The sequence below is a fragment of the Sinorhizobium mexicanum genome (assembly GCF_013488225.1).
Classification (GTDB): domain Bacteria; phylum Pseudomonadota; class Alphaproteobacteria; order Rhizobiales; family Rhizobiaceae; genus Sinorhizobium; species Sinorhizobium mexicanum.
Genome location: NZ_CP041238.1, coordinates 3,698,924 through 3,717,797, shown reverse-complemented (window position 1 = coordinate 3,717,797; position 18,874 = coordinate 3,698,924). Strand labels below are relative to the sequence as shown.

Below are 18,874 nucleotides of genomic sequence, written 5' to 3'. Positions count from 1 at the left end.
AGACGCGAAGCTTTCAGGATGATACGATGGGTAAGGTAACTGGATTTCTCGAGATCGACCGGCAGGTGGCAAAGTACCAGCCGGCATCCGACCGCATCCGCCATTTCCGTGAATTCACCATTCCAATGTCCGACCAGGAGGTGCAGAAGCAGGCAGCGCGCTGCATGGACTGCGGCATACCCTATTGCCATGGCCCGACCGGCTGCCCGGTGCACAACCAGATCCCGGATTGGAACGACCTCGTCTACAACGGCAACTGGGACGAGGCGATCCGCAACCTGCATTCGACCAACAACTTCCCGGAATTCACCGGCCGCGTCTGCCCGGCGCCGTGCGAGGAGGCCTGCACGCTGAACCTCGAGGATGTGCCGGTCGCGATCAAGACGGTCGAGCAGGCGATCGCCGACAAGGCCTATGAGATGGGTTACATCGTGCCGCAGCCGGCGGTCACCAAGACCGGCAAGAAGGTCGCGGTCATCGGCTCGGGTCCGGCCGGCATGGCGGCTGCCCAGCAGCTTGCCCGCGCCGGTCACGAAGTCCATGTCTACGAGCGCGAGTCGAAGCCCGGCGGGTTGCTGCGCTATGGCATTCCGGACTTCAAAATGGAGAAGAACTTCATCGACCGCCGCATCGAGCAGATGCGCGGCGAAGGCGTCACCTTCCATTGCGGCATCAATGTCGGTGCAGACCTGCCGGTGCAGAAGCTCTTCGAGGACTGTGACGCTGTTCTTTATTGCGGCGGCTCCGAGACACCGCGCGACGCCGGAATTCCGGGCGTGGAATTTGCCGGCGTGCACGATGCGATGCCCTATCTGGTGCAGCAGAACCGCCGCCTCGGCCGCGAGAACATCGACAGTGTCGGCTGGCCCTCCGAACCGATCCTCGCCGGCGGCAAGCATGTCGTCGTCGTCGGCGGCGGCGATACGGCGTCCGACTGTGTCGGCACGGCGTTCCGTCAGGGTGCTGTCAAGGTGACGCAGCTCGATATTCGCCCGCAGCCGCCGGAGAAGGAAGACAAGCTCGCCGTCTGGCCGTTCTGGGCGACGAAGATGCGCACCTCCTCCAGCCAGGCGGAAGGTGCGGTTCGCGAGTTCCAGGTCGCGACGCTGGAGTTCATCGGTGACGAGGATGGTGTGCTTACCGGCGTCAAGTGCTGTCAGGTCGACGAGCGCCGCAAGCCGATCGCCGGAACCGAGTTCATCATCAAGGCCGATCTCGCTTTCATCGCCATCGGTTTCCGTGGTCCTTTCACCAACAGCGTGCTCAAGGACCTCGGCGACAAGCTGACGCTTAACACCGACCGGCGCGGCTCGACCAATGTTGTCGCCAATGAGCGGGACTACAAGACGTCGGTCGACAAGCTTTGGACCGCCGGCGACGTCCGCCGCGGCCAGTCGCTCGTAGTCTGGGCGATCCGCGAAGGCCGACAGGCGGCCCGGGCCATCGACGAGGCGCTGATGGGGTCGAGCGTCCTGCCGCGGTAGGCGGTTACGTGTGCATCTTTATACGCCGTCATCCTCGGGCTTGACCCGAGGATCCAAACACCAAGGGCACAGGACGCGCGAACGTCACTCCGATTCTCTGAAGAGCTTTCTGGGAAGAGGAAGCCTCGGCCTGGATCCTGGGGTCAAGCCCGAGGATGACGACCTCCAGGGTTCCATACCATCTCAATTCTGTTCCAGCGGCTTGGCGGTCACCGTCTGCTGCTTTGCCAGCCGGAAATCATCGACGCGTCCGGGCGGCGCCGCGACGACCTCGCCTTTTTCGATGAGCAGGTCGCGCGGGCTCTTGCCCGTGCTCTTCAACGGCGCATCGCCTCCGAGCAAGGCGGTCGCGCCATCGAGTTCCGGGTCGGTCAGGCTGATCGGCTGCGTCTTGACGATATCCTCGTTGGCAAGCGGAGCCGTGACCACTAGGTCCTTCAGTTCCTCGGCGCCCGGCACGTCCGTCGTGGCGGCGGCCTCGCCGAGCAGCTTGCGGATGTCCTTCTCGACATAGAAGGCGAGCTTGCGCTTGCCGGCCTTGGTCAGGTTGATGCCGTCCGAGCCGCGCAGGCGTACCTGCTGGCCATTGATGTCGGAGCCGGTCAGGACGAATTTGCCGCCCTCGTCGACGAAACCATCCCAGATGTCGATGAACTCACCGCCCGCCTTTTCCACTTCTTCGCGGAAGAGGCCGTTGAACGTCACCATGTCGGCGGTCATGGCGCTCGACTGGAACGGCGGCATGCCGACCCAGAGAACCGGCAATCCGTCCTTGCGGGCCAGAGTCGCGAGCGCGTTCACGCGCTTGCGGTATTCCTCCGTCCAGAGATCGGTGCGGAACTGCTCCTTGGCGTCGCCGATCTGCATCATCTGGCGGTCATTGGCGCCGAGGCTGACGACGATGACGGAGGGTTTCAGCTCCGTCGCAAAGTCCGGCAGCATCTTCGGCCAGTCGAAATAGTCGTTACGGACAAGGCCGGAGGAGCCGTTCGCGCGCGTTTCGATCACAACTCCCGGCGTCGTTTCGAACGCAGCCTTGAGGCCGTCGCCGAGGCTCGCGGCAATGAAGTCACCGACGACCAGCACCTTTTTTGCATTCGGAGATTTTGCGATAACAGGTGCTGGCGGCGGCGCTTCCGCCGGTCGTGGCTTGGCGCGCTGCGGGCGTGGCTGTCGCGACTCTGCCGGTTGTTGCCGGCGTTTCAACACCCGCCGTGGCGCGGGCTGGCGGGGATAGTCGTACTGATCCTGGTAGTAGATGCGCCTTTGGGGAATGAAGACACCGAAGAGTCGTTGCAGAACATTCCGCCGCGGGGGCGGCGGCTCCTGCGCTTCGGCCATCGTGGCAAAGAAAGCGGCAACGAGCATTGCCGCGGCACCCATGAAGATCGGCGCTAAACGAAGCGGACGCAGGAACCGTCTCGCCGATGCGCTTCTGATTGGCAACATGATCGCTTTCACCGTCGAACGCAGCAATTCAAAGTGCTACAGCAACCTTTGCGCCTTTTGACAAGACGCGCGGCGCTGTAGTGCACCCCACCATACGCCAAATCACGGCGATTTGGGACCGAAGGATCGGAAATCGCCGTGACCCAGAGTATTCGGTGAGGTTGCGTTAGTTGCGCAAAGCGCGCAGGAGGTGCTGCGTCGGTTCGCCGTCCGGCGTCAGGCCGTTCTGGGTCTGGAAGGCCTGAATCGCGGCCTTGGAGCCCGAGCCGAAATTGCCGTCGACTTCACCGTTGTAATAACCGAGCCCCTTCAAGCGGTTCTGCAATTCGAACTTCTCGCTGATATCAAGCGATCCGTCCGGGCGTGGCCAGCGCTGCTGCATGCCCGCGTAGCCGGCGATCTGGTCCGCCAGCAGGCCGACGCCAAGCGCATAGGAATCGGATGCGTTGTAGCGTTTGATGACGAAGAAGTTGCGCGTCATCAGGAAGCCGGGACCGCTGTTGCCGCCCGGCAGCTTGAGTTCGGCGCGCGTGTTCGGGCTGCGAAAACCCTTGCCGTTCGGCCGGAGGAAGCCGAGCGCTGCCCATTGGCCAAGAGTCTTCGTCTGGCCGGAATATTTCGCTGCATTCGCCGGCGGCACGACTTCGTAGCCCCAGGTCTCGCCCGGCTGCCATCCATTCTTCCTCAAGAGGTTGGCGGCTGTGGCCAGTGCGTCCGGGACAGAATTCCAGATGTCGCGGTGCCCGTTTCCGTCGGCGTCGACCGCATAAAGCAGGTAGCTCGTCGGAATGAACTGCGTATGTCCCATGGCGCCCGCCCAGGACCCGGTCAGTTCGCGCGGGGTGATGTCGCCGCTCTGGAGGATCTTCAGCGCCGCTATCAACTGGGTTCTGGCGTATTTGGAACGCTTCGCATCGGCATAGGCAAGCGTCGCGAGCGCGCGCGGCACATAGTGCAGCCGGTCATCCTTATCGAGGACGGCGCCATAGTTCGTTTCCATCGACCAGATTGCGAGCAGAACGTTCCTGTCGACGCCGAAGTGTCGTTCAAGCGAGTTGAGGGTGCGGGCATGCTTGGCGGCCATTTCCTGGCCGACCCGCTTTGTGTACGGATTGACACGCGAGTCGATATATTCCCAGATCTTGTGCTTGAACTCGGGCTGGTAGCCCGCCTTCTCAAGCACGACGGGATCGGGCGTCTTCACGCCGGCGAAGGCCTTGCGGTAGGTCGCCTGGGTAATGCCGCTCTTCGCAGCGGTCGCGTAGAAATTGTTGACCCAGTTCTGGAAGCCCGTGTCTGCATGTGCAGGTGCTGAGCCAAACGTGGCGGCGGTAACGACGAGGGCGGCGGCGATATGGCTAAAGAACGTCCTGCGGTTTCTGATCATCAGCTATCGGTTCCGTTTCTCAGCGAGCGTTCAGCCGGCGTTCATGCCGGACGGACTACTCCGGGTTTGCAATGTCGCCCGCAGCAGGCCGTGGACGGGCAGCATGCGGTTCTTCTTCACTCCGAACAGCGGAAACCGCATCGGATCAGGGGAGAAGCCTACAGAAACGAAGTCAACAAAGTCTTTACCATGAATAAGCCAGGTCGTCTTCCTTTGCAAAAAAATAGCGATCGGCGACTAATTCCAATCCAATTCCCCTTTTTCGGGCTAGAGTTGAGAAACATTGCAAGGAGGTGTCTATGACCGACAAGCGTAAAGTCCGCAAAGCCGTGTTCCCTGTCGCGGGCCTCGGCACGCGTTTCCTGCCGGCAACCAAGGCAGTGCCGAAGGAAATGCTGACGGTGGTGGACAAGCCGGTCATTCAGTATGTCGTCGATGAGGCGCTGGAAGCGGGCATTGAGCATCTGATCTTTGTGACCGGCCGCAGCAAGGCGGTGATCGAGGACTATTTCGACATTCAGGTCGAACTTGACCAGACGCTCCGCGAGCGGAACAAGAAGGCGGAAATCGAGCTTCTCGACGGCATATTGCCGAAGGCCGGCACCACCAGCTTCACGCGCCAGCAGGCTCCGCTCGGCCTCGGCCATGCGGTCTGGTGCGCGCGCGATCTCGTCGGCAATGAACCCTTCGCCCTGCTTTTGCCCGACATGATCATGAAGGGTGAGAAGGGGTGCCTCAAGGGCATGGTCGAGCTCTACGAGCAAAGCGGCGGCAACGTGATCGCCGTCGAGGAATGTGCGCCCGACCAGGCCCACAAATACGGCATCGTCGGCGTCGGCGACAAAATCGGCGACGGCTTCAAGATCACCAAGATGGTCGAGAAACCTGCGCCCGGTACCGCGCCGTCCAACTTCTTCATCAATGGTCGTTACATCCTGCAGCCGGAGATCTTCCCGATTCTGGAACGGCAGGAGCGCGGCGCCGGCAATGAGATCCAACTGACCGACGGTATGGTCAAGCTTTCCGGCGCGCAGCCTTTTGCCGCCTATCACTTCCGCGGCGATACCTATGACTGCGGGGCGAAGGACGGCTTCATCCTCGCGAACGTCGCTTTTGCGCTCGAGCGCGGCGACATTCGTCCCTCCGTCGAAGGGCCGCTGAAGGACTTGCTGCAAAGCCTGAAGTAATTTCCAACGGATCGAAAAGCCAGGCCGCGCCCGACAGCCGCGGCTGTTTTGTTTTCAGCTTGCGGAGCGTGTTGTGCTCCGCAAGACCGCACCGGCTCTCCTTGTGCGTTTCCTTTGAAGCACTCTCCTGAAATTGCTCCTAGCGCCGCAGTGTCAGTCCGACGCCGATACGGGCGGTATCGGTCGACTGGCCGCGGTCCCGGTTCGTCCGTTCGTAACTGACGTCCCCGGTGAGTGCGAGATAACGATTCATGTCCCAGGTCAGGCCGGCACCGGTTCGCCAGGTGGCTTCGTCGGAAGATGTGGCATCCGACGGGAAGTTGCGCAGCGTCAGGCTGTTCGACAGGCGAGCGACCAGCGTCGAGCGCAACTGGCGGGTAACGATGCTGGTCAGCGCATAGTTGATCGAGCCTGCATCGCCTGGCGTCGTCGAAGGATCGAGATAGGTTTCGAGGCCGAGCAGGACGTCGGTGCCTCTCTGCGGAGACCAGTTGACCCGGCCGTCAACCGACAAGCCGCGAAGATTGCCAAGGCGATCATCGTCGAAACGGTAGGTTTCGTATCCGAGTGCGAGTTCGCCATTGAGCTTTTCGCCCAGATCGACCTCCAACCCGGCACGGCCCGCATAGTTTTGATAGGACCGCTCGAAGCCGAACATGTCCTCGCGCAGATCGTAGTTCGACTTGCCGACCGATGCTTCGAGGAAGGGGATGAGGGCGGGGGACAGCTCGTAGCCGACGCGTGCGTCCAACAGGCCGATGTTGCGGTTGCGGTCCTCGACGGAAAGCCTGGTGCCGTTGTCGAGCTCGACGTCGCCATAGGTCCGACGCTCGAAATCGACTCCGAGCGATCCGCGTATGAGGCCGTAGTCGCGCTCGACCGCAGCGCCCAGCCGATAGATGTTGACGCCGGATTGGCTTTCGGCATTGGCAATAGCGTTCGGATCGTTGGCGTCTTCCCGTTCGAAGCTGTAACCGGCCCTCAGCCGTGCGGTCGTCTGGTCGCTGAGGTCGAGACGCAGTTCGGCGTCGACATCCGCGCGCGGTTCTTCTTCCCCCTCGCCGGACGTGTTGTTCTGCAGTACGCCTTCGCCGGTGACGCTTAGCTGGTGGCGGGACCAGTCGGAAGTCAGCGATCCCTTGAGACCCGTCTCGATAAAGCTGCGACTCTCGCTGCGGTCGCCTGTCTTCTGTCGCTCATGGTTGAAGGTTTCGCTGAGAGCAGGCTTCAGGACGAAAGTACCGATACGGATGCCCGTCGCCTGACCCTCGTAGGGGTCGATGCGCGTGCGCAGGCCATCGATCGTCTCCTCGCGCCGGTTCAGGCGGTTGAAGTCCTCGTCGAGCGCCGGAGGAAGGTCGCTGGCGGCAACGGCGCCGGTCGTTTGCGGGTCCGTAATCGCGGCGGTATTGCCGGTTGCACCGGTCGTGCCCGTTGCGGTGTCGGCAATCGGTGGATTGTCGAGGCTTTGCGCGACTGCGGGCGAGATGACGAAGATCGCGCAGCCTGCCAGGAGCCACGCCCGCATCCTCGGACGCAAGGCGCCCGCCGTGATCGAGCGTGAAAATTTGGGCTCCATGCGCCGTGTGTCCGCGAAAACGTGATTGCAATCGTTTCGCAACCGTAAAGGCGCGTGGTTAAGCAATCGTTTCCAAAAGGAAAATCCAGCTTGAGTACCGTTCCCGGCGCTTCGCTCAGGCGCGCTCGACAGTGAGGTGGCGGCCGCTGCTTGCCACGATGCGCACGCGCGCGCCGGCGGGCAGATCAGGCCCTTCGACCGCCCAGGTCGTGTCGTCCAGGCGTATGCGCCCTCGGCCCTCGGCGATCGGCTGCTCCAAGACCGCCGTGCGGCCAACGAGGCTTTCGCCACGCTTGTTGAGCAGCGGCTCGTCGCTCGTTCTCGAGGAGGAGACGAAGCGCCGACCGATGAGGACCGCGAACACCGAATGCAGCGCGAAGACGAGGACCTGGATCTCCCAGACCCAGAATGCCGTATCCCAGAGGAGGAGGGACAGGCTGCCAGTAGCGAGCGCTGCGAACCCGATCCATACCAAGAAGACGCCCGGCAGCGCCAATTCCGCCGCAAGCAGCACCAGGCCGAGCACCCACCAGCTCCAGGGGCCGAGTTCGAGGACGACGCGTGCGATCATGGCGACGCCCTTCAGGAAGTCGTTTCGGAGGAACTGGTGGCCGGACCCGTGCGCGGCGTCGACTGGCGCGGACGCGGCGCGCTGGGCTGGCCATCGCCGAAGACTTCTCTCGCGATGGCGCCGATGCCGCCGAGCGAGCCGATCAGCGAAGAGGCCTCCATCGGCATCAGCACGATCTTCTGGTTGTTCGCCGTGCCGATAGAAGCAAGCGCCTCGGTATACTTTTGCGCGACGAAATAGTTGATCGCCTGCACGTCGCCGGCGGCGATCGCTTCGGATACCATGCGGGTCGCCTTGGCTTCTGCCTCCGCCAGGCGCTCGCGCGCCTCCGCCTCGCGATAGGCGGCCTCGCGCTGGCCCTCAGCCTCAAGGATTGCCGACTGCTTGGCGCCCTCGGCGCGCAGGATCTGCGCGTTGCGAGCGCCTTCCGCCTCCAGCACCTGCGCGCGCTTTTCGCGCTCCGCCTTCATTTGCCGGGCCATCGCCTCGACCAGGTCTGTCGGCGGCGCGATGTCCTTGATCTCGACGCGGGTGATCTTGATGCCCCAGGGATTGGCCGCCTCATCGACGACGCGGAGCAGCCGGTCGTTGATCGCGTCGCGATTGGAAAGCAGCTCGTCGAGGTCCATCGAGCCCATCACCGAGCGGATATTGGTCATCGTCAGGTTAAGGAGGGCATTCTCGAGATGGGCAACCTGATAGGCGGCCTGGGCGGGGTTCAGCACCTGATAAAAGGCGACCGCATCCGCCGACACGCTGGCATTGTCTTTGGTGATGACCTCCTGGGTCGGCACGTCGAGAACCTGCTCCATCACATTCATCTTCGCTCCGATGCGATCGATGAAGGGAAAGATGACGTTTAGCCCGGGCTCCATGGTCTTCGTGTACCGGCCGAAGCGTTCGACCGTGTATTGATATCCCTGCGGCACCGTCTTGATCCCGGCAAATAGCACCAGGATGACGAGAACGACGAATGCAATGACTGCGATATCCATGCCGCCCACCGACATATCTCCCTCTTCGCAACTCCAACGTTCGGAGCGCCCCTGGGGTATGACGTGGCGATTCGCGGGAATATTTCAAGCGGCTGGCCGGACCGGATTCTGCTCTCGACGTCCCGACGTCATCTTGATTTCATGTTTACGCCCGTCACCCTAACCCTCTCCCCGCTCGCGCGGAGGAGGGGACTGAGGGCTCGCCACGAGTCTCATTCGCCCCGCTTGCGGGGAGAAGGTGGCCGGCAGGTCGGATGAGGGGCCGAGGTGTTCTTTAGAGCCAGCCCTCGAGCTCGCGGCGTACGATATGGTTGAGTACTGCCATGCCCTCGGCACTGTCGTTCAGGCAGGGGATATGCGCAAATTTTTCGCCGCCATTGTGATGGAAGCTTTCGCCAGCCTGGCCGGCGATTTCTTCCAGCGTCTCCAAACAGTCGGAGACGAAGCCGGGATTGATGACGGCAAGGCGCTTGACGCCGTCCTTCGCCAGCCTCTCGACCGTCTTGTCCGTATATGGCTGCAGCCATTCCTCCGGGCCGAAGCGGGACTGGAACGTAACCTGCAGCTTTTCCTCCGGCCAGCCGAGCTTTGCGCGCAGCAGCCGCGCGGTCTCTTGGCATTGGAAATAATAGGGATCGCCTTGATCGGAATAGCTCTTCGGAATGCCGTGGAAGGAGGCGAGCACGACTTCCGGCTCCCAGTCGAGCGTTGCAAGATGCTTGCTGATCGAGGCGGCGAGCGCATCGATATAGACCGGGTCGCCGGGATAGGCGGGAACCGTGCGCAACGCCGGCTGCCAGCGCATCTTCAGCAAGGCCTCGAAGGCCTTGTCGTTGACCGTCGCCGTCGTGGCTGCCGCATATTGCGGATAGAGCGGAAAAACGAGGACGCGATCGCAGCCTTGCTGCTGCAGCGCTTCCATGCGCGAGGCGATAGTGGGTTGGCCATAGCGCATCGCCCAATCGACGACGACCTGCGGCCGATCGGCAAAGGTCTTCGCCATCAGTTCGGCCTGGTTGCGGGTGTACGTGCGCAGCCAGCTTTCATTGCGTTCCTTGTTCCAGATCAGCTCATAGGCCTTGCCGACCTTGCCGGGGCGCGTGTTGAGCACGATGCCGTAGAGGATCGGATACCAGTAGAGGCGCGACCATTCGATGACGCGCCTGTCGCTCAGGAACTCCTTGAGGTAGCGACGCATGGAGGCGTAGTCGGTGCCGTCCGGCGTGCCGAGATTGACGAGCAGCACGCCGATCTTCCCGGATCTCCGGACAGCGTTGTCGATCGTCGGTTCGGCAGGTGCGGTCGTCATCTCGGTCCTCATGGGCACCTTTCCGTTGCCGGCGCCTTCAGTTTCAAACGCTTCTAAAAAGAAAAGCCGGCGCGGGAAAGGCCGCGCCGGCCCGAAAGTTGAGACAAATTGTCTTATTCGGCCGGGATCTGCAATTCGCGGCCGATCTCGAGTGCCCGCGGCGCCGGATTGCCGTTGGCGGTGGAGATCTTCCTCCACTCGATGCCGTGGCCGTAGAAAGACTCGGCGAGATCCCAGAGCGTGTCGCCCTTGGCGATGACGTGCTTCTGCGGTCCGGCAGCTGCGGTCCCGGTCGCAGGCTGCGCCGGTGCGGCTGCAGTGCTCTCAGCCGGTTTGGTCTCGGTTGCCGGCGCCTCCGTGCCAGCGGCCGTTGCACCTGCCGCCGCAGCGGCTTCCGTGATGCGGCCATCGGTATGGGGCTTGAAGGGCTGGTGCGCCGCGAGATAGTCGGCGAGCACGGTCTCCAGCCCCGGACCATAGTCGTAGGCGTTCTCGCCCTTGGTCTTGAAGACGGCATAGCCGTCGCCGCCGCCGCGCATGAAATTATTGCTGACGAGAGAATAGGTCTTTTCCGGGTCGAGCGGGGCGAAGGCTTCGCCCTCCTTCGCCTCTACCGAGACGAGCCGGCTGCCGGCCGGCTTGGAGCGGTCGAAGGAATATTTGAGGCCGGCCACCTGCGGGAAGCGCCCGCCGCCCTCTTCGACCTGGCTCAGGCCGTTCTCCAGCGCGGCGCGAATGTCGGCGCCCTTCAACTGGAAGGTCGAAAGCGTGTTCTGGAAGGGAAGCACGGTGATGGCTTCGCCCATGGTCACGTCGCCGGCGTCAATCGAGGCGCGCAGCCCGCCGCCATTGGTGATGGCGATCGTGACACCCTGGCCTTTGACGCGGTCGAGCATGGCGTCGGCCACCAGCGTGCCCATTTCGCATTCCTTCGTGCGGCAATTCTCGCGCGAACCGTCGATCGGCGCTTCGGTCTTGGCGATGACCTTGCTGCGCAGCTCTTCGATCGGCTTGGCGAGCTCCTTGATTCGGGCAAGCACGGCTTCATCCGGCTTGACCGAGGAGTCGATGAGAATCGGATCGCCCTTTGCGGCGTTCACGACGCCGCTGTCATCGAAGGTGACGACGAGGTCGCCGAGATATTTGGTGTAGGAGGCGGCCTGCACCACCGGCACCTTGTAGCCGCCGGGATTGTCGACCATGGTCGGGTAGGGGCCTTCCGCCTTCTCGTCGGTGTTCGACAGAAGGCTGTGGGAGTGACCGCCGACGACGACGTCGATGTCCGGAATTTTCGCGATCGCAGCGAGGTCGCGCGGGTAGCCGACATGGGTGAGGGCGATGATCTTGTTGACGCCCTGCTTCTTGAGCTCCTCGACCGCACTCGTAATCGTCGCGACATCTTCACCGATCAGGATGTCCGGTCCGGGAGAGGAAAGTTCGGGCGTGTCGTTGGCGACCGCGCCGACGATACCGATCTTCTGCCCGCCGACATCGAGCACGATCGAAGGCTTGATCCGGTCGCCGATCTTCGACTTGTAGCTCGGCAGCACATTGGCGGTTACGACCGGGAAGGTGACCTTGTCGAGGAAGCTCGCGAGCCCGTCTTCGCTTTCATCAAATTCGTGGTTACCAACGGTCATGGCATCGAATTTCATCAGGTTCAGGAATTCTGCTTCGGCCGCGCCCTTGTAGGTCGTGAAGAAGAGCGAGCCTTGAAAGTTGTCGCCGGCATTGAGCAGAAGCGTGTTCTTGCCCGTCAGTTCCTGGCGCTTCTGGTCGATCAGCGTCTTCAGGCGGGCGACGCCGCCAAAGCACTCGTTCTTGCCTTCCTCTTCCGCCGAGCAGGTCGACTCGAACTTGTTGATCGACTCGATGCGGGAGTGGAGATCATTGATGTGCAGGATGTTCAATTCATAATCGGCGAAGGCGGCGCCCGAAGAAAGGGCGAGAATAGACGCGGTCATGAGGCCGGTCCGTGTATGTCTGATCATGATCTTCTCCCGTTCTGCCTGTGGATTTCCGATCGATCGCGAAACCGCGCGGAAATGCTCGATCCCCTGACCGAGATGGCGTGCCGGATGTTTTCACCAGTTGCGGCCGACTTCAAGCGCTAAAGGCGCCCTTTCTTCGCCGGATTCCAACTACAGCGCCGCGCGTCTTATCAGACGCGCAAAGGTCGCTGTAGCACTTTGAATTGCTGCATGTCTTTGTCCTTAGATCGAGGTCGATCTAAGGAGACATGCAGTAGGTTAAGCCGGCTGCCGAACGACGCGATCGCCGTCTGCCAGGGTCGCGATGCCCAGTGCCGCAGGGCCTAGAGGTGCCGCACTTCGGCGGGTGTCTCTCCCCAATTGTCATTGCGGCCATCGTAGTAGGTAACCGGTGCGGCCAACAGCTCGTCGATGTCGACACCGTCGAGGCATGCGACATTGATATTGAGGTACGGACCGCCCGTCATGTTCGGGACACCGATGCGCTCGAAAGGATGCACGCCGCAATGCTGGCAGAAGAGGTGATGGGCGACCCTGTTCTTGCCCTGAAAATTCGTCAGTTCACACTCGCCTTCGACGAGACGAAAAGCTTCTGGCCTCACGCGAACAGACCACAGGCGCATCTTCGTGCAAATGGAGCAATTGCACTTTCCGGTACCGGCGCTGATGTCCAGGTCGGCCTCGAACCGAACCACGCCGCAATGGCAGCTTCCTGTGTAGGTTTTCAGCATCGTCGTCTCGGAATGGAACGAGGGTTCGTTATCAAAGGCAAAAGGCCCGCGCTTGGGCGGGCCCTAGTCATTTCAGTGGATGCGGACAGGGGCGTTTATCGCCTCGCCCATCCGCTTCAGCCGCGGCGCGTAAGCGAGAACTGAGCGCCGGAATCGGTGGTGCAGTTCAGCTGTGTCTGCGTGACGAGCGCGCAGTTGACCTTCGACTGGGTGTTGCGCACCAGTGACGTCATGCTGATTTCGACAAGCGTCGGGCTGACATTCACGTAGTTGCCGGAGGCGAGCAGCTGGTTGGTGTCGGTGGTGCGCGTCGAGAACGTCCCGCCGGCGAAGGTGGAAACGATGCCGTTCGGATCGACCCAGGCGCCCTCGACGCCGGCCGCCTGGCTCGGCGGCGGTCCGCCCATTTCCCGTGGCGACGACTGGCATGATGCCAGCGCTGCCGCGGCGGCCAGAAGGGTCGGAATGGCGAAAGGCTTCATGGGCGTTTTCTCCCGCGTCTTGTCTTGGCGGTTTCGGTCTGTGCGCGAAACCATGCCGCGATCATGAGTTGAAAGCAAGACCGTCACCGAAATCCCGGCGATTTTGGATTGAATCGCGCCAGGTCGTAAACGTGATCGATTCTAAGATGTTAGAGCGCGGTTCCCTCGTTCGCGAGGGTTGGCTTCGCCCTGTCGTGCAACTTTATCACTCAAATGAAAAGGCCCGGAGCAGTTATGCTCCGGGCCGTATTTTGCAACGTATGCGCCGCGATTCTCAGCGGAAGAGGATGTTCCGGAACTGCCACGGATCCTTGGTATCGAGGTCTTCCGGGAACAGGCCCGGACGACCATCGAGCGGCGTCCAGTCGGTGTAGTGTCCTTCGACCGGGCCGAGATAGGGGAGCTGCACTTCCAGGCAGCGCTTGTAGTCCATCTCGTCGGCTTCGACGATGCCCGCCTTAGGGTTCTCGAGTGCCCAGACCATGCCGGCGAGAACGGCGCTCGTCACCTGCAGGCCGGTGGCATTCTGATAGGGCGCGATGCGCCGGGTTTCTTCGAGCGACAGGCGCGAACCATACCAGTAGGCGTTCTTGTCATGACCGTAGAGCAGCACGCCGAGCTCATCGATGCCGTCGACGAGTTCGTTCTCGTCGAGAACGTGGTGCACCGGCTGCGCATTGCCGCCATTACCGAACATCTCGTGCAGCGAGAGCACGGCGTCGTTGTTCGGATGATAGGCATAGTGGCACGTCGGGCGGTAGGTGACCTCGCCATCCTTGTCACGCACGGTGAAGAAGTCGGCAATCGAGATCGACTCGTTGTGGGTGACGAGGAAGCCGTATTGCGGGCCCGGCGTCGGGCACCAGGTGCGCACGCGCGTGTTTGCGCCCGGCTGCTCCAGATAGATTGCCGCCTTGTTGCCCTTCTTTTGCTTCTTGGCGTTCTTGGGCATCCAGGTTTCGTGCGTGCCCCAGCCGAGTTCGGCCGGCTGCAGGCCTTCGGAAATGAAGCCTTCGACCGACCAGGTGTTCCAGAAGACGTCGAGCGGCTTGGGTTTCTTGCTGCGCTGCGTGTCGCGCTCGGCGATGTGGATGCCCTTGACGCCGGCCTTCTTCATCAGCTTCGCCCAGCCTTCGCGGTCGTCCTGATGCGGTTCCTCGTATTTCAGGCCGAGATCGTCGGCAAGGTTGAGGAGCGCCTTCTTGACGAACCAGGAGACCATGCCCGGGTTGGCGCCGCAGGTCGAAACCGCGGTGGTGCCGCCCGGGTTCTTCTGCTTTTCCTTGCGCACCGTCTCGCGCAGCGCATAGTTGGTGCGTGCGGCGTTGTCCATTTCCGGGTTGAAATAGAAACCGAGCCAGGGCTCCACAACCGTGTCGATGTAGAGAACATCGAGCTTGCGGCAGAGCTTCATGAGATCGAGCGAGGACGTGTCGACGGAGAGATTGACGCAGAAGCCCTGTCCGCCGCCTTCAGTCAGCAGAGGCTTCAAGAGTTCCTTGTAGTTGTCCTTGGTCACATAAGCCTTGACGTGACGCACGCCATGGCGCTCGAATAGCTCCGTGTCCTTGGCGTCTTCGCGCGGTTCGACCACAATCAACCGGTTCTTGTCGTATTTGAAGTGGCGCTCGATCAGCGGCAAGGTGCCGTGGCCAATCGAGCCGAAACCGATCATGACGATCGGGCCGGTGATCTCGCCATGAACCGGATAGGTGGTATCTGCCATTTTGGTCTTCTCCTGAGAAAACATCCCTGTGAGGTTGGTTGAAACGGGCGGAAAGCGGGCGATTGAGAGTCTCTGGCAATGCCAGCAACGCCGGGCGTTCGAACGCTCCGAGGCGCTGAAGGTTCTGGAGCGTCCTGCCCGCTTTCAGATGAAATCGCTGAAAGCGGATGCTCTAGAGCATAGTTTCCTGTCACAATAAAGGGCCGCCGCGTCAACCGCCACTTGAGACTTTGCTTAACCGGCAATCGCCAGCAACGCTGCGATCAGGGCTTCCCGCTTGCTTACAAGACCCTTGTATGCTGCCTGCGGCAGCGTCAATTCGTTGAGTTGGGTAACGAAGGATCGGGCAAGCGCTGCCGCGTCGGGCCGGCTTCTGAGCGCGGCGAGCGGATCGGAATAGATGCGGATCGTGAAGACGATCGCGCCGGTCTCCGGCAGTTTGCGAAGCGTCTGGCGCTCGATGCGGATGAAGGTGCCGTCTTCGGAAAGCGACACCGCCTCGGCGTCGGCCTGCTCGGATTTCGACTTCGGCAAATGCAGCGCGCCGTCGACGTTGATCGCCCAGTTGAAGCGTTCGACGAAACGTCCGGGCGAAAGATTGTCGAACATCCGGGTGATGAGTTCGGCATTGCGCGTGCCCTGACCGAAGCCGGGAACGGGCGCGTGAATCTCATGCATCGCCCGGCCGAATTTCTCCGCGAGCGACCAGGAGGATGGAAAGGCGACATAGGCTGCGGCAAGCCGCCAATCGCCCCCCTTGCGCTCCATGATCGCAAGGTCGTCCTGGATCAGGGAACCCGCGGTGACGAGGGCGGCATCGCCGGCGAGCGGCACCCGGCGCTTACCGACGACCATCGCGTCGCCCTCGCGCCGGTAGAGGGCCGGAAATCGGTTGGGCAGGTATCCGGTGAGCACGTTCAGGAGTTCGCCTTGCGCCGCCTCCGTTCCGGTCTCGGCAAGAAAAATGCTCTCGCGCATGGAGGCGAGTAGCCGCGCCTTTTCCTCGAGATAGAACTCAAGCGCATCGTCCGGTTCGATCCACCGCTCGGGATCGAGCTGGACGAGGCCGATCGTGAAGGGTTTCGACGAACCGTCGTAGGGGCTGTGTTTCATGCTGGGGAACCGAAGCTTCGCCACTTAACCATATTTCCCTTCCATTGGCATGGCGGGCATTCGGTCACAAGCGATTCGTGTTATAGCTCTTGCGCGTGTATATTCTTGCTGTAATTGCATTTCCCGAATGCGTTTGCCCGGAGGGATTGAGATTTGACCGTGATTGGCGACCATCTCCAGACCTTGATGGAACTGGAGGCTCGATCGCCCGTATTGATCGCGCTTTATGATCAGCACGACCGTTTGTGTTTTGCCAACGATGCGTTTCGCGCCGCCTATAATCTCGCTCCTGACGACTTTCCGACCTGGGCCGATCTGATGCGGCGCAACTATGCCTGCGGCAAGGGCACGGTGGTGAAGACGGACGACATCGAAACCTGGATTGCGGCCACGGTCCATCGGCGAGGCAAGATACCGTTTCGCGCGCTTGAAACCGACCTTCATGATGGCCGCTGGCTGTGGATGACCGAGACGGTCGATGCCAATGGCTGCATGCTCTGCATCGCCGTCGACATCACCTCGATTCGCGCCGACGAACGCGAGCTGCGGCAGGACCGCGATTTCGCAGTGCGGGCGTCGCAGGTGGACGAGCTCACAAGCGTGCCGAACCGGCGCTACACGATGGACAGACTTACCGACTTCATCACGAACTGCACCGGCAATCCCGACATGTGGGGTTGCGTCGCGATCATCGATATCGATTACTTCAAGGCGATCAACGATCGCTATGGCCACCAGCGCGGCGACGAAGTTCTGCTCGATTTCGCCCGGCAGATGCAGGCGATCGTCCGCCGTTCAGACTGCTTCGGCCGAATCGGCGGCGAGGAGTTCATGCTGATCCTGCCCGACACGACGGTCAGCGAGAGCCATCTCATCCTCGATCGGGTGCTGGACAAGGTGCGCAGCGCCCGCCCGCTTTCGAACATCCCGGAGTTCTACTACACCTGCTCGGTGGGGCTTGCGGAATATCGCGACGGGGACAGCGTCAACGATATCTATGCCCGCGCGGACGAGGCGCTCTATCTTGCCAAGCGCGAAGGGCGGGATCGCGTGAAACGCTATACGCTCGCAGGCTCAGACCCCGAGTTTTGCCCGGATCAGACCTCGTAGCGAATTGCCGAGATAAAGGCGCCCGCTTTCAAGATCGGCAGGCGTGAGACGAGAAACGCGAGCGCGGCGCTGGCAGATAAGGTCGGTGCGCAGCACGCCTGCAAGCAGGCCGCAGCTGATCGGCGGCGTTTTGAGGATGCCGCTTCCGTCATCGAGGAAGACGGACGTTATCGTGCCTTCGCAAACCTCGCCCTTTTCATTGAGCAGGATGACCTCGTCGGCCTCCTCCGGCGTGAACTCGCCGCGCGCAGCCTCGAAGATTTCGCGCCGTGTCGTCTTGACGCGGAGCAGCCGGTTGCCGGAATCGAGCCGTGTGGCAGCGATCCGCGCGCGCCAGACGGTGTCATCGGGGAGGGGGGCAAAGGGAGCGGTGGTCACGGCGATGGCCCCGTGGCGGTCGAGCGTCAGGCGGACCCGCAACGGACCGACAGCACCGCGCACTGCTTCGGTCAGGTGCGCTTGAGCAGCCTCTGCGCCGGCAAAGCCGAGCCGCCTCGCCGAGCGCGTCAATCGCGCGAGATGCAGCTGCAGCCGGACGAAGCCGGTCTCCGGCTCGAAGCGCAGCGTCTCGAGCAGAGAAAAATCCGTCATCGCGCGATCTCGGCGTCGCCGATGGCGAAGCGGGCCTTCAGCAGGCATTCGTCATATTCGGCCTCGGCCTTTGAATCGAAGACGATTCCGCCGCCGACGTTGAAGATCGCGCGGCCGTCCGGAAACAGGGAAATTGTGCGGATCGCCACGTTGAATCGCATCACCCCGCTCGGGGCGATGAAGCCGATGGCGCCGCAATAGGCGTCGCGCGGCCCGCTTTCCAGATCGTGAAGGATTTCCATCGCCCGGATTTTTGGCGCGCCGGTGATGGAACCGCAGGGAAAGAGAGCCGCAAAGATATCGGCGATGCCGGTGTCGGGCCGAAGCCTGGCCCTGACGTGGCTCACCATCTGATGAACGGTTGGATAGGTTTCGACGTCGAAAAGCTTTGGAACGTCTAGCGTTCCGATCGCGGTGACACGGGAAATGTCGTTGCGCAACAGGTCGACGATCATCCGGTTTTCGGCCTGGGTCTTTTCGTCTGCCCGCATCGCGGCGATGATCGCCGTGTCCTCCTCGGCCGTCGCGCCGCGCGGCGCCGTGCCCTTCATCGGATGCGTTTCGATCCAGCCGTCGGCGTCGACGCGGAAGAACAGTTCCGGTGAGCGCGAAAGGAGAATCGGGCCGTCGAGCGCCACAAGCGCCCCGTATTTCACGGGCTGGCGCTCGATCAGCGACCAGAAGGCCGCGCGCGGGTCGCCCGACCAGCGTGCATGGATCGGCATCGTCAGGTTCGCCTGGTAGCAGTCTCCCTGGCGCAGGTGCTGATGCAGGCGTTCGAACCGAGCGCGGTAGGCCGGAAAATCCCAACCGGCGCGTGGCTCTGAGAGGAAGGGCTCGTTTTCCACCCGTCGCTGCGGTTCGCCAAGAGGATGACCTTCCGCAGGCGCGTCGAAGACGCCGAAGGACATAAGCGGCGTCTCGCGGTTCTCCTCGGCAAAGGGTTCAAGCTTTTCTTCGAAGAGGTGGCCGGCCTCATAGGCCATATAGCCGGCGAGCCACTTTCCGGCTCGATGAGCGCTTTCGATTTCCGCAAGCCCGCGCCGGAATTCGCCTCGCGTACGCGCCGTGATAACGCGCGAAGGTTCGGCGAAAACCGTCGTCCGGTTTTCGCTGTCGTCCCGGAAAAGGACAAAGGGCGCATTCTCGATCATCGAAGCTGGTCGTCG

At 62.0% G+C, this 18,874-nt stretch carries 16 protein-coding genes; 3 read left to right on the top strand and 13 right to left on the bottom strand.

All coding sequences use genetic code 11. From position 1 onward, the window contains the following. The first annotated feature begins 26 nt into the window (after positions 1 to 26). Positions 27 to 1,484 (top strand): glutamate synthase subunit beta, encoded by a 1,458-nt coding sequence (locus FKV68_RS17555; protein ID WP_180939064.1) that lies wholly within the window; start codon positions 27 to 29, stop codon positions 1,482 to 1,484. 183 nt (positions 1,485 to 1,667) lie between these two features. Here FKV68_RS17555 and FKV68_RS17550 read toward each other — a convergent pair whose 3' ends face one another. Together FKV68_RS17550 and FKV68_RS17545 are read right to left on the bottom strand one after the other, a co-directional pair. After that, entirely contained in the window at positions 1,668 to 2,933 is a 1,266-nt protein-coding gene (locus FKV68_RS17550; RefSeq protein ID WP_180939063.1) for an SGNH/GDSL hydrolase family protein, read from the bottom strand. 166 nt (positions 2,934 to 3,099) lie between these two features. Next, complete coding sequence (locus tag FKV68_RS17545; RefSeq protein ID WP_180939062.1) at positions 3,100 to 4,320, bottom strand: lytic murein transglycosylase; 1,221 nt, start codon at positions 4,318 to 4,320, stop codon at positions 3,100 to 3,102. Positions 4,321 to 4,619: 299 nt separating this feature from the next. Between FKV68_RS17545 and galU the strand changes: the two genes are divergently transcribed. Next, positions 4,620 to 5,507, top strand: a complete 888-nt coding sequence (gene galU, locus FKV68_RS17540) for a UTP--glucose-1-phosphate uridylyltransferase GalU (protein WP_180939061.1) — start codon at positions 4,620 to 4,622, stop codon at positions 5,505 to 5,507. Between the two features lie 139 nt (positions 5,508 to 5,646). Here galU and FKV68_RS17535 read toward each other — a convergent pair whose 3' ends face one another. The 9 genes from FKV68_RS17535 to FKV68_RS17495 all read right to left on the bottom strand — a co-directional run bounded on the left by FKV68_RS17535 (position 5,647) and on the right by FKV68_RS17495 (position 16,004). Next, positions 5,647 to 7,086 carry an outer membrane beta-barrel protein gene (locus FKV68_RS17535; protein WP_180939060.1) on the bottom strand — a complete coding sequence of 480 codons (1,440 nt, stop codon included), beginning with the start codon at positions 7,084 to 7,086 and terminating at the stop codon, positions 5,647 to 5,649. A gap of 115 nt (positions 7,087 to 7,201) precedes the next feature. Beyond that, positions 7,202 to 7,657, bottom strand: a complete 456-nt coding sequence (locus FKV68_RS17530) for an NfeD family protein (protein WP_180939059.1) — start codon at positions 7,655 to 7,657, stop codon at positions 7,202 to 7,204. 11 nt (positions 7,658 to 7,668) lie between these two features. Further along, entirely contained in the window at positions 7,669 to 8,661 is a 993-nt protein-coding gene (locus FKV68_RS17525; RefSeq protein WP_180941551.1) for an SPFH domain-containing protein, read from the bottom strand. 265 nt (positions 8,662 to 8,926) lie between these two features. Further along, positions 8,927 to 9,961 (bottom strand): ferrochelatase, encoded by a 1,035-nt coding sequence (gene hemH / locus FKV68_RS17520; RefSeq protein ID WP_180939058.1) that lies wholly within the window; start codon positions 9,959 to 9,961, stop codon positions 8,927 to 8,929. A gap of 113 nt (positions 9,962 to 10,074) precedes the next feature. Then, positions 10,075 to 11,952 carry a 5'-nucleotidase C-terminal domain-containing protein gene (locus FKV68_RS17515; RefSeq protein ID WP_180939057.1) on the bottom strand — a complete coding sequence of 626 codons (1,878 nt, stop codon included), beginning with the start codon at positions 11,950 to 11,952 and terminating at the stop codon, positions 10,075 to 10,077. Between the two features lie 323 nt (positions 11,953 to 12,275). Beyond that, entirely contained in the window at positions 12,276 to 12,683 is a 408-nt protein-coding gene (locus tag FKV68_RS17510; protein ID WP_180939056.1) for a GFA family protein, read from the bottom strand. A 116-nt stretch (positions 12,684 to 12,799) separates the two neighbouring features. Continuing rightward, complete coding sequence (gene omp10 / locus FKV68_RS17505; RefSeq protein WP_180939055.1) at positions 12,800 to 13,165, bottom strand: outer membrane lipoprotein Omp10; 366 nt, start codon at positions 13,163 to 13,165, stop codon at positions 12,800 to 12,802. Between the two features lie 274 nt (positions 13,166 to 13,439). Beyond that, positions 13,440 to 14,891, bottom strand: a complete 1,452-nt coding sequence (locus FKV68_RS17500; RefSeq protein WP_180939054.1) for a homospermidine synthase — start codon at positions 14,889 to 14,891, stop codon at positions 13,440 to 13,442. Positions 14,892 to 15,125: 234 nt separating this feature from the next. After that, positions 15,126 to 16,004, bottom strand: coding sequence for a heme-dependent oxidative N-demethylase family protein (locus tag FKV68_RS17495; protein ID WP_180941550.1), 879 nt, complete (start codon positions 16,002 to 16,004; stop codon positions 15,126 to 15,128). A gap of 159 nt (positions 16,005 to 16,163) precedes the next feature. On the opposite strand from FKV68_RS17495, the gene FKV68_RS17490 reads away from it, so the two are divergent. Further along, entirely contained in the window at positions 16,164 to 17,114 is a 951-nt protein-coding gene (locus FKV68_RS17490) for a GGDEF domain-containing protein (protein ID WP_180941549.1), read from the top strand. Here the strand turns inward: FKV68_RS17490 and FKV68_RS17485 are convergent. Beyond that, a complete protein-coding gene (locus tag FKV68_RS17485; protein WP_180939053.1) occupies positions 17,079 to 17,705 on the bottom strand; it encodes an aminotransferase class IV family protein in 627 nt (208 codons plus the stop codon). The genes FKV68_RS17490 and FKV68_RS17485 overlap by 36 nt on opposite strands. After that, on the bottom strand, positions 17,702 to 18,859 hold the full coding sequence (locus tag FKV68_RS17480) for an aminodeoxychorismate synthase component I (RefSeq protein WP_180939052.1): 1,158 nt from the start codon (positions 18,857 to 18,859) through the stop codon (positions 17,702 to 17,704). The genes FKV68_RS17485 and FKV68_RS17480 overlap by 4 nt, the downstream gene beginning before the upstream one ends. Positions 18,860 to 18,874: the final 15 nt, after the last annotated feature.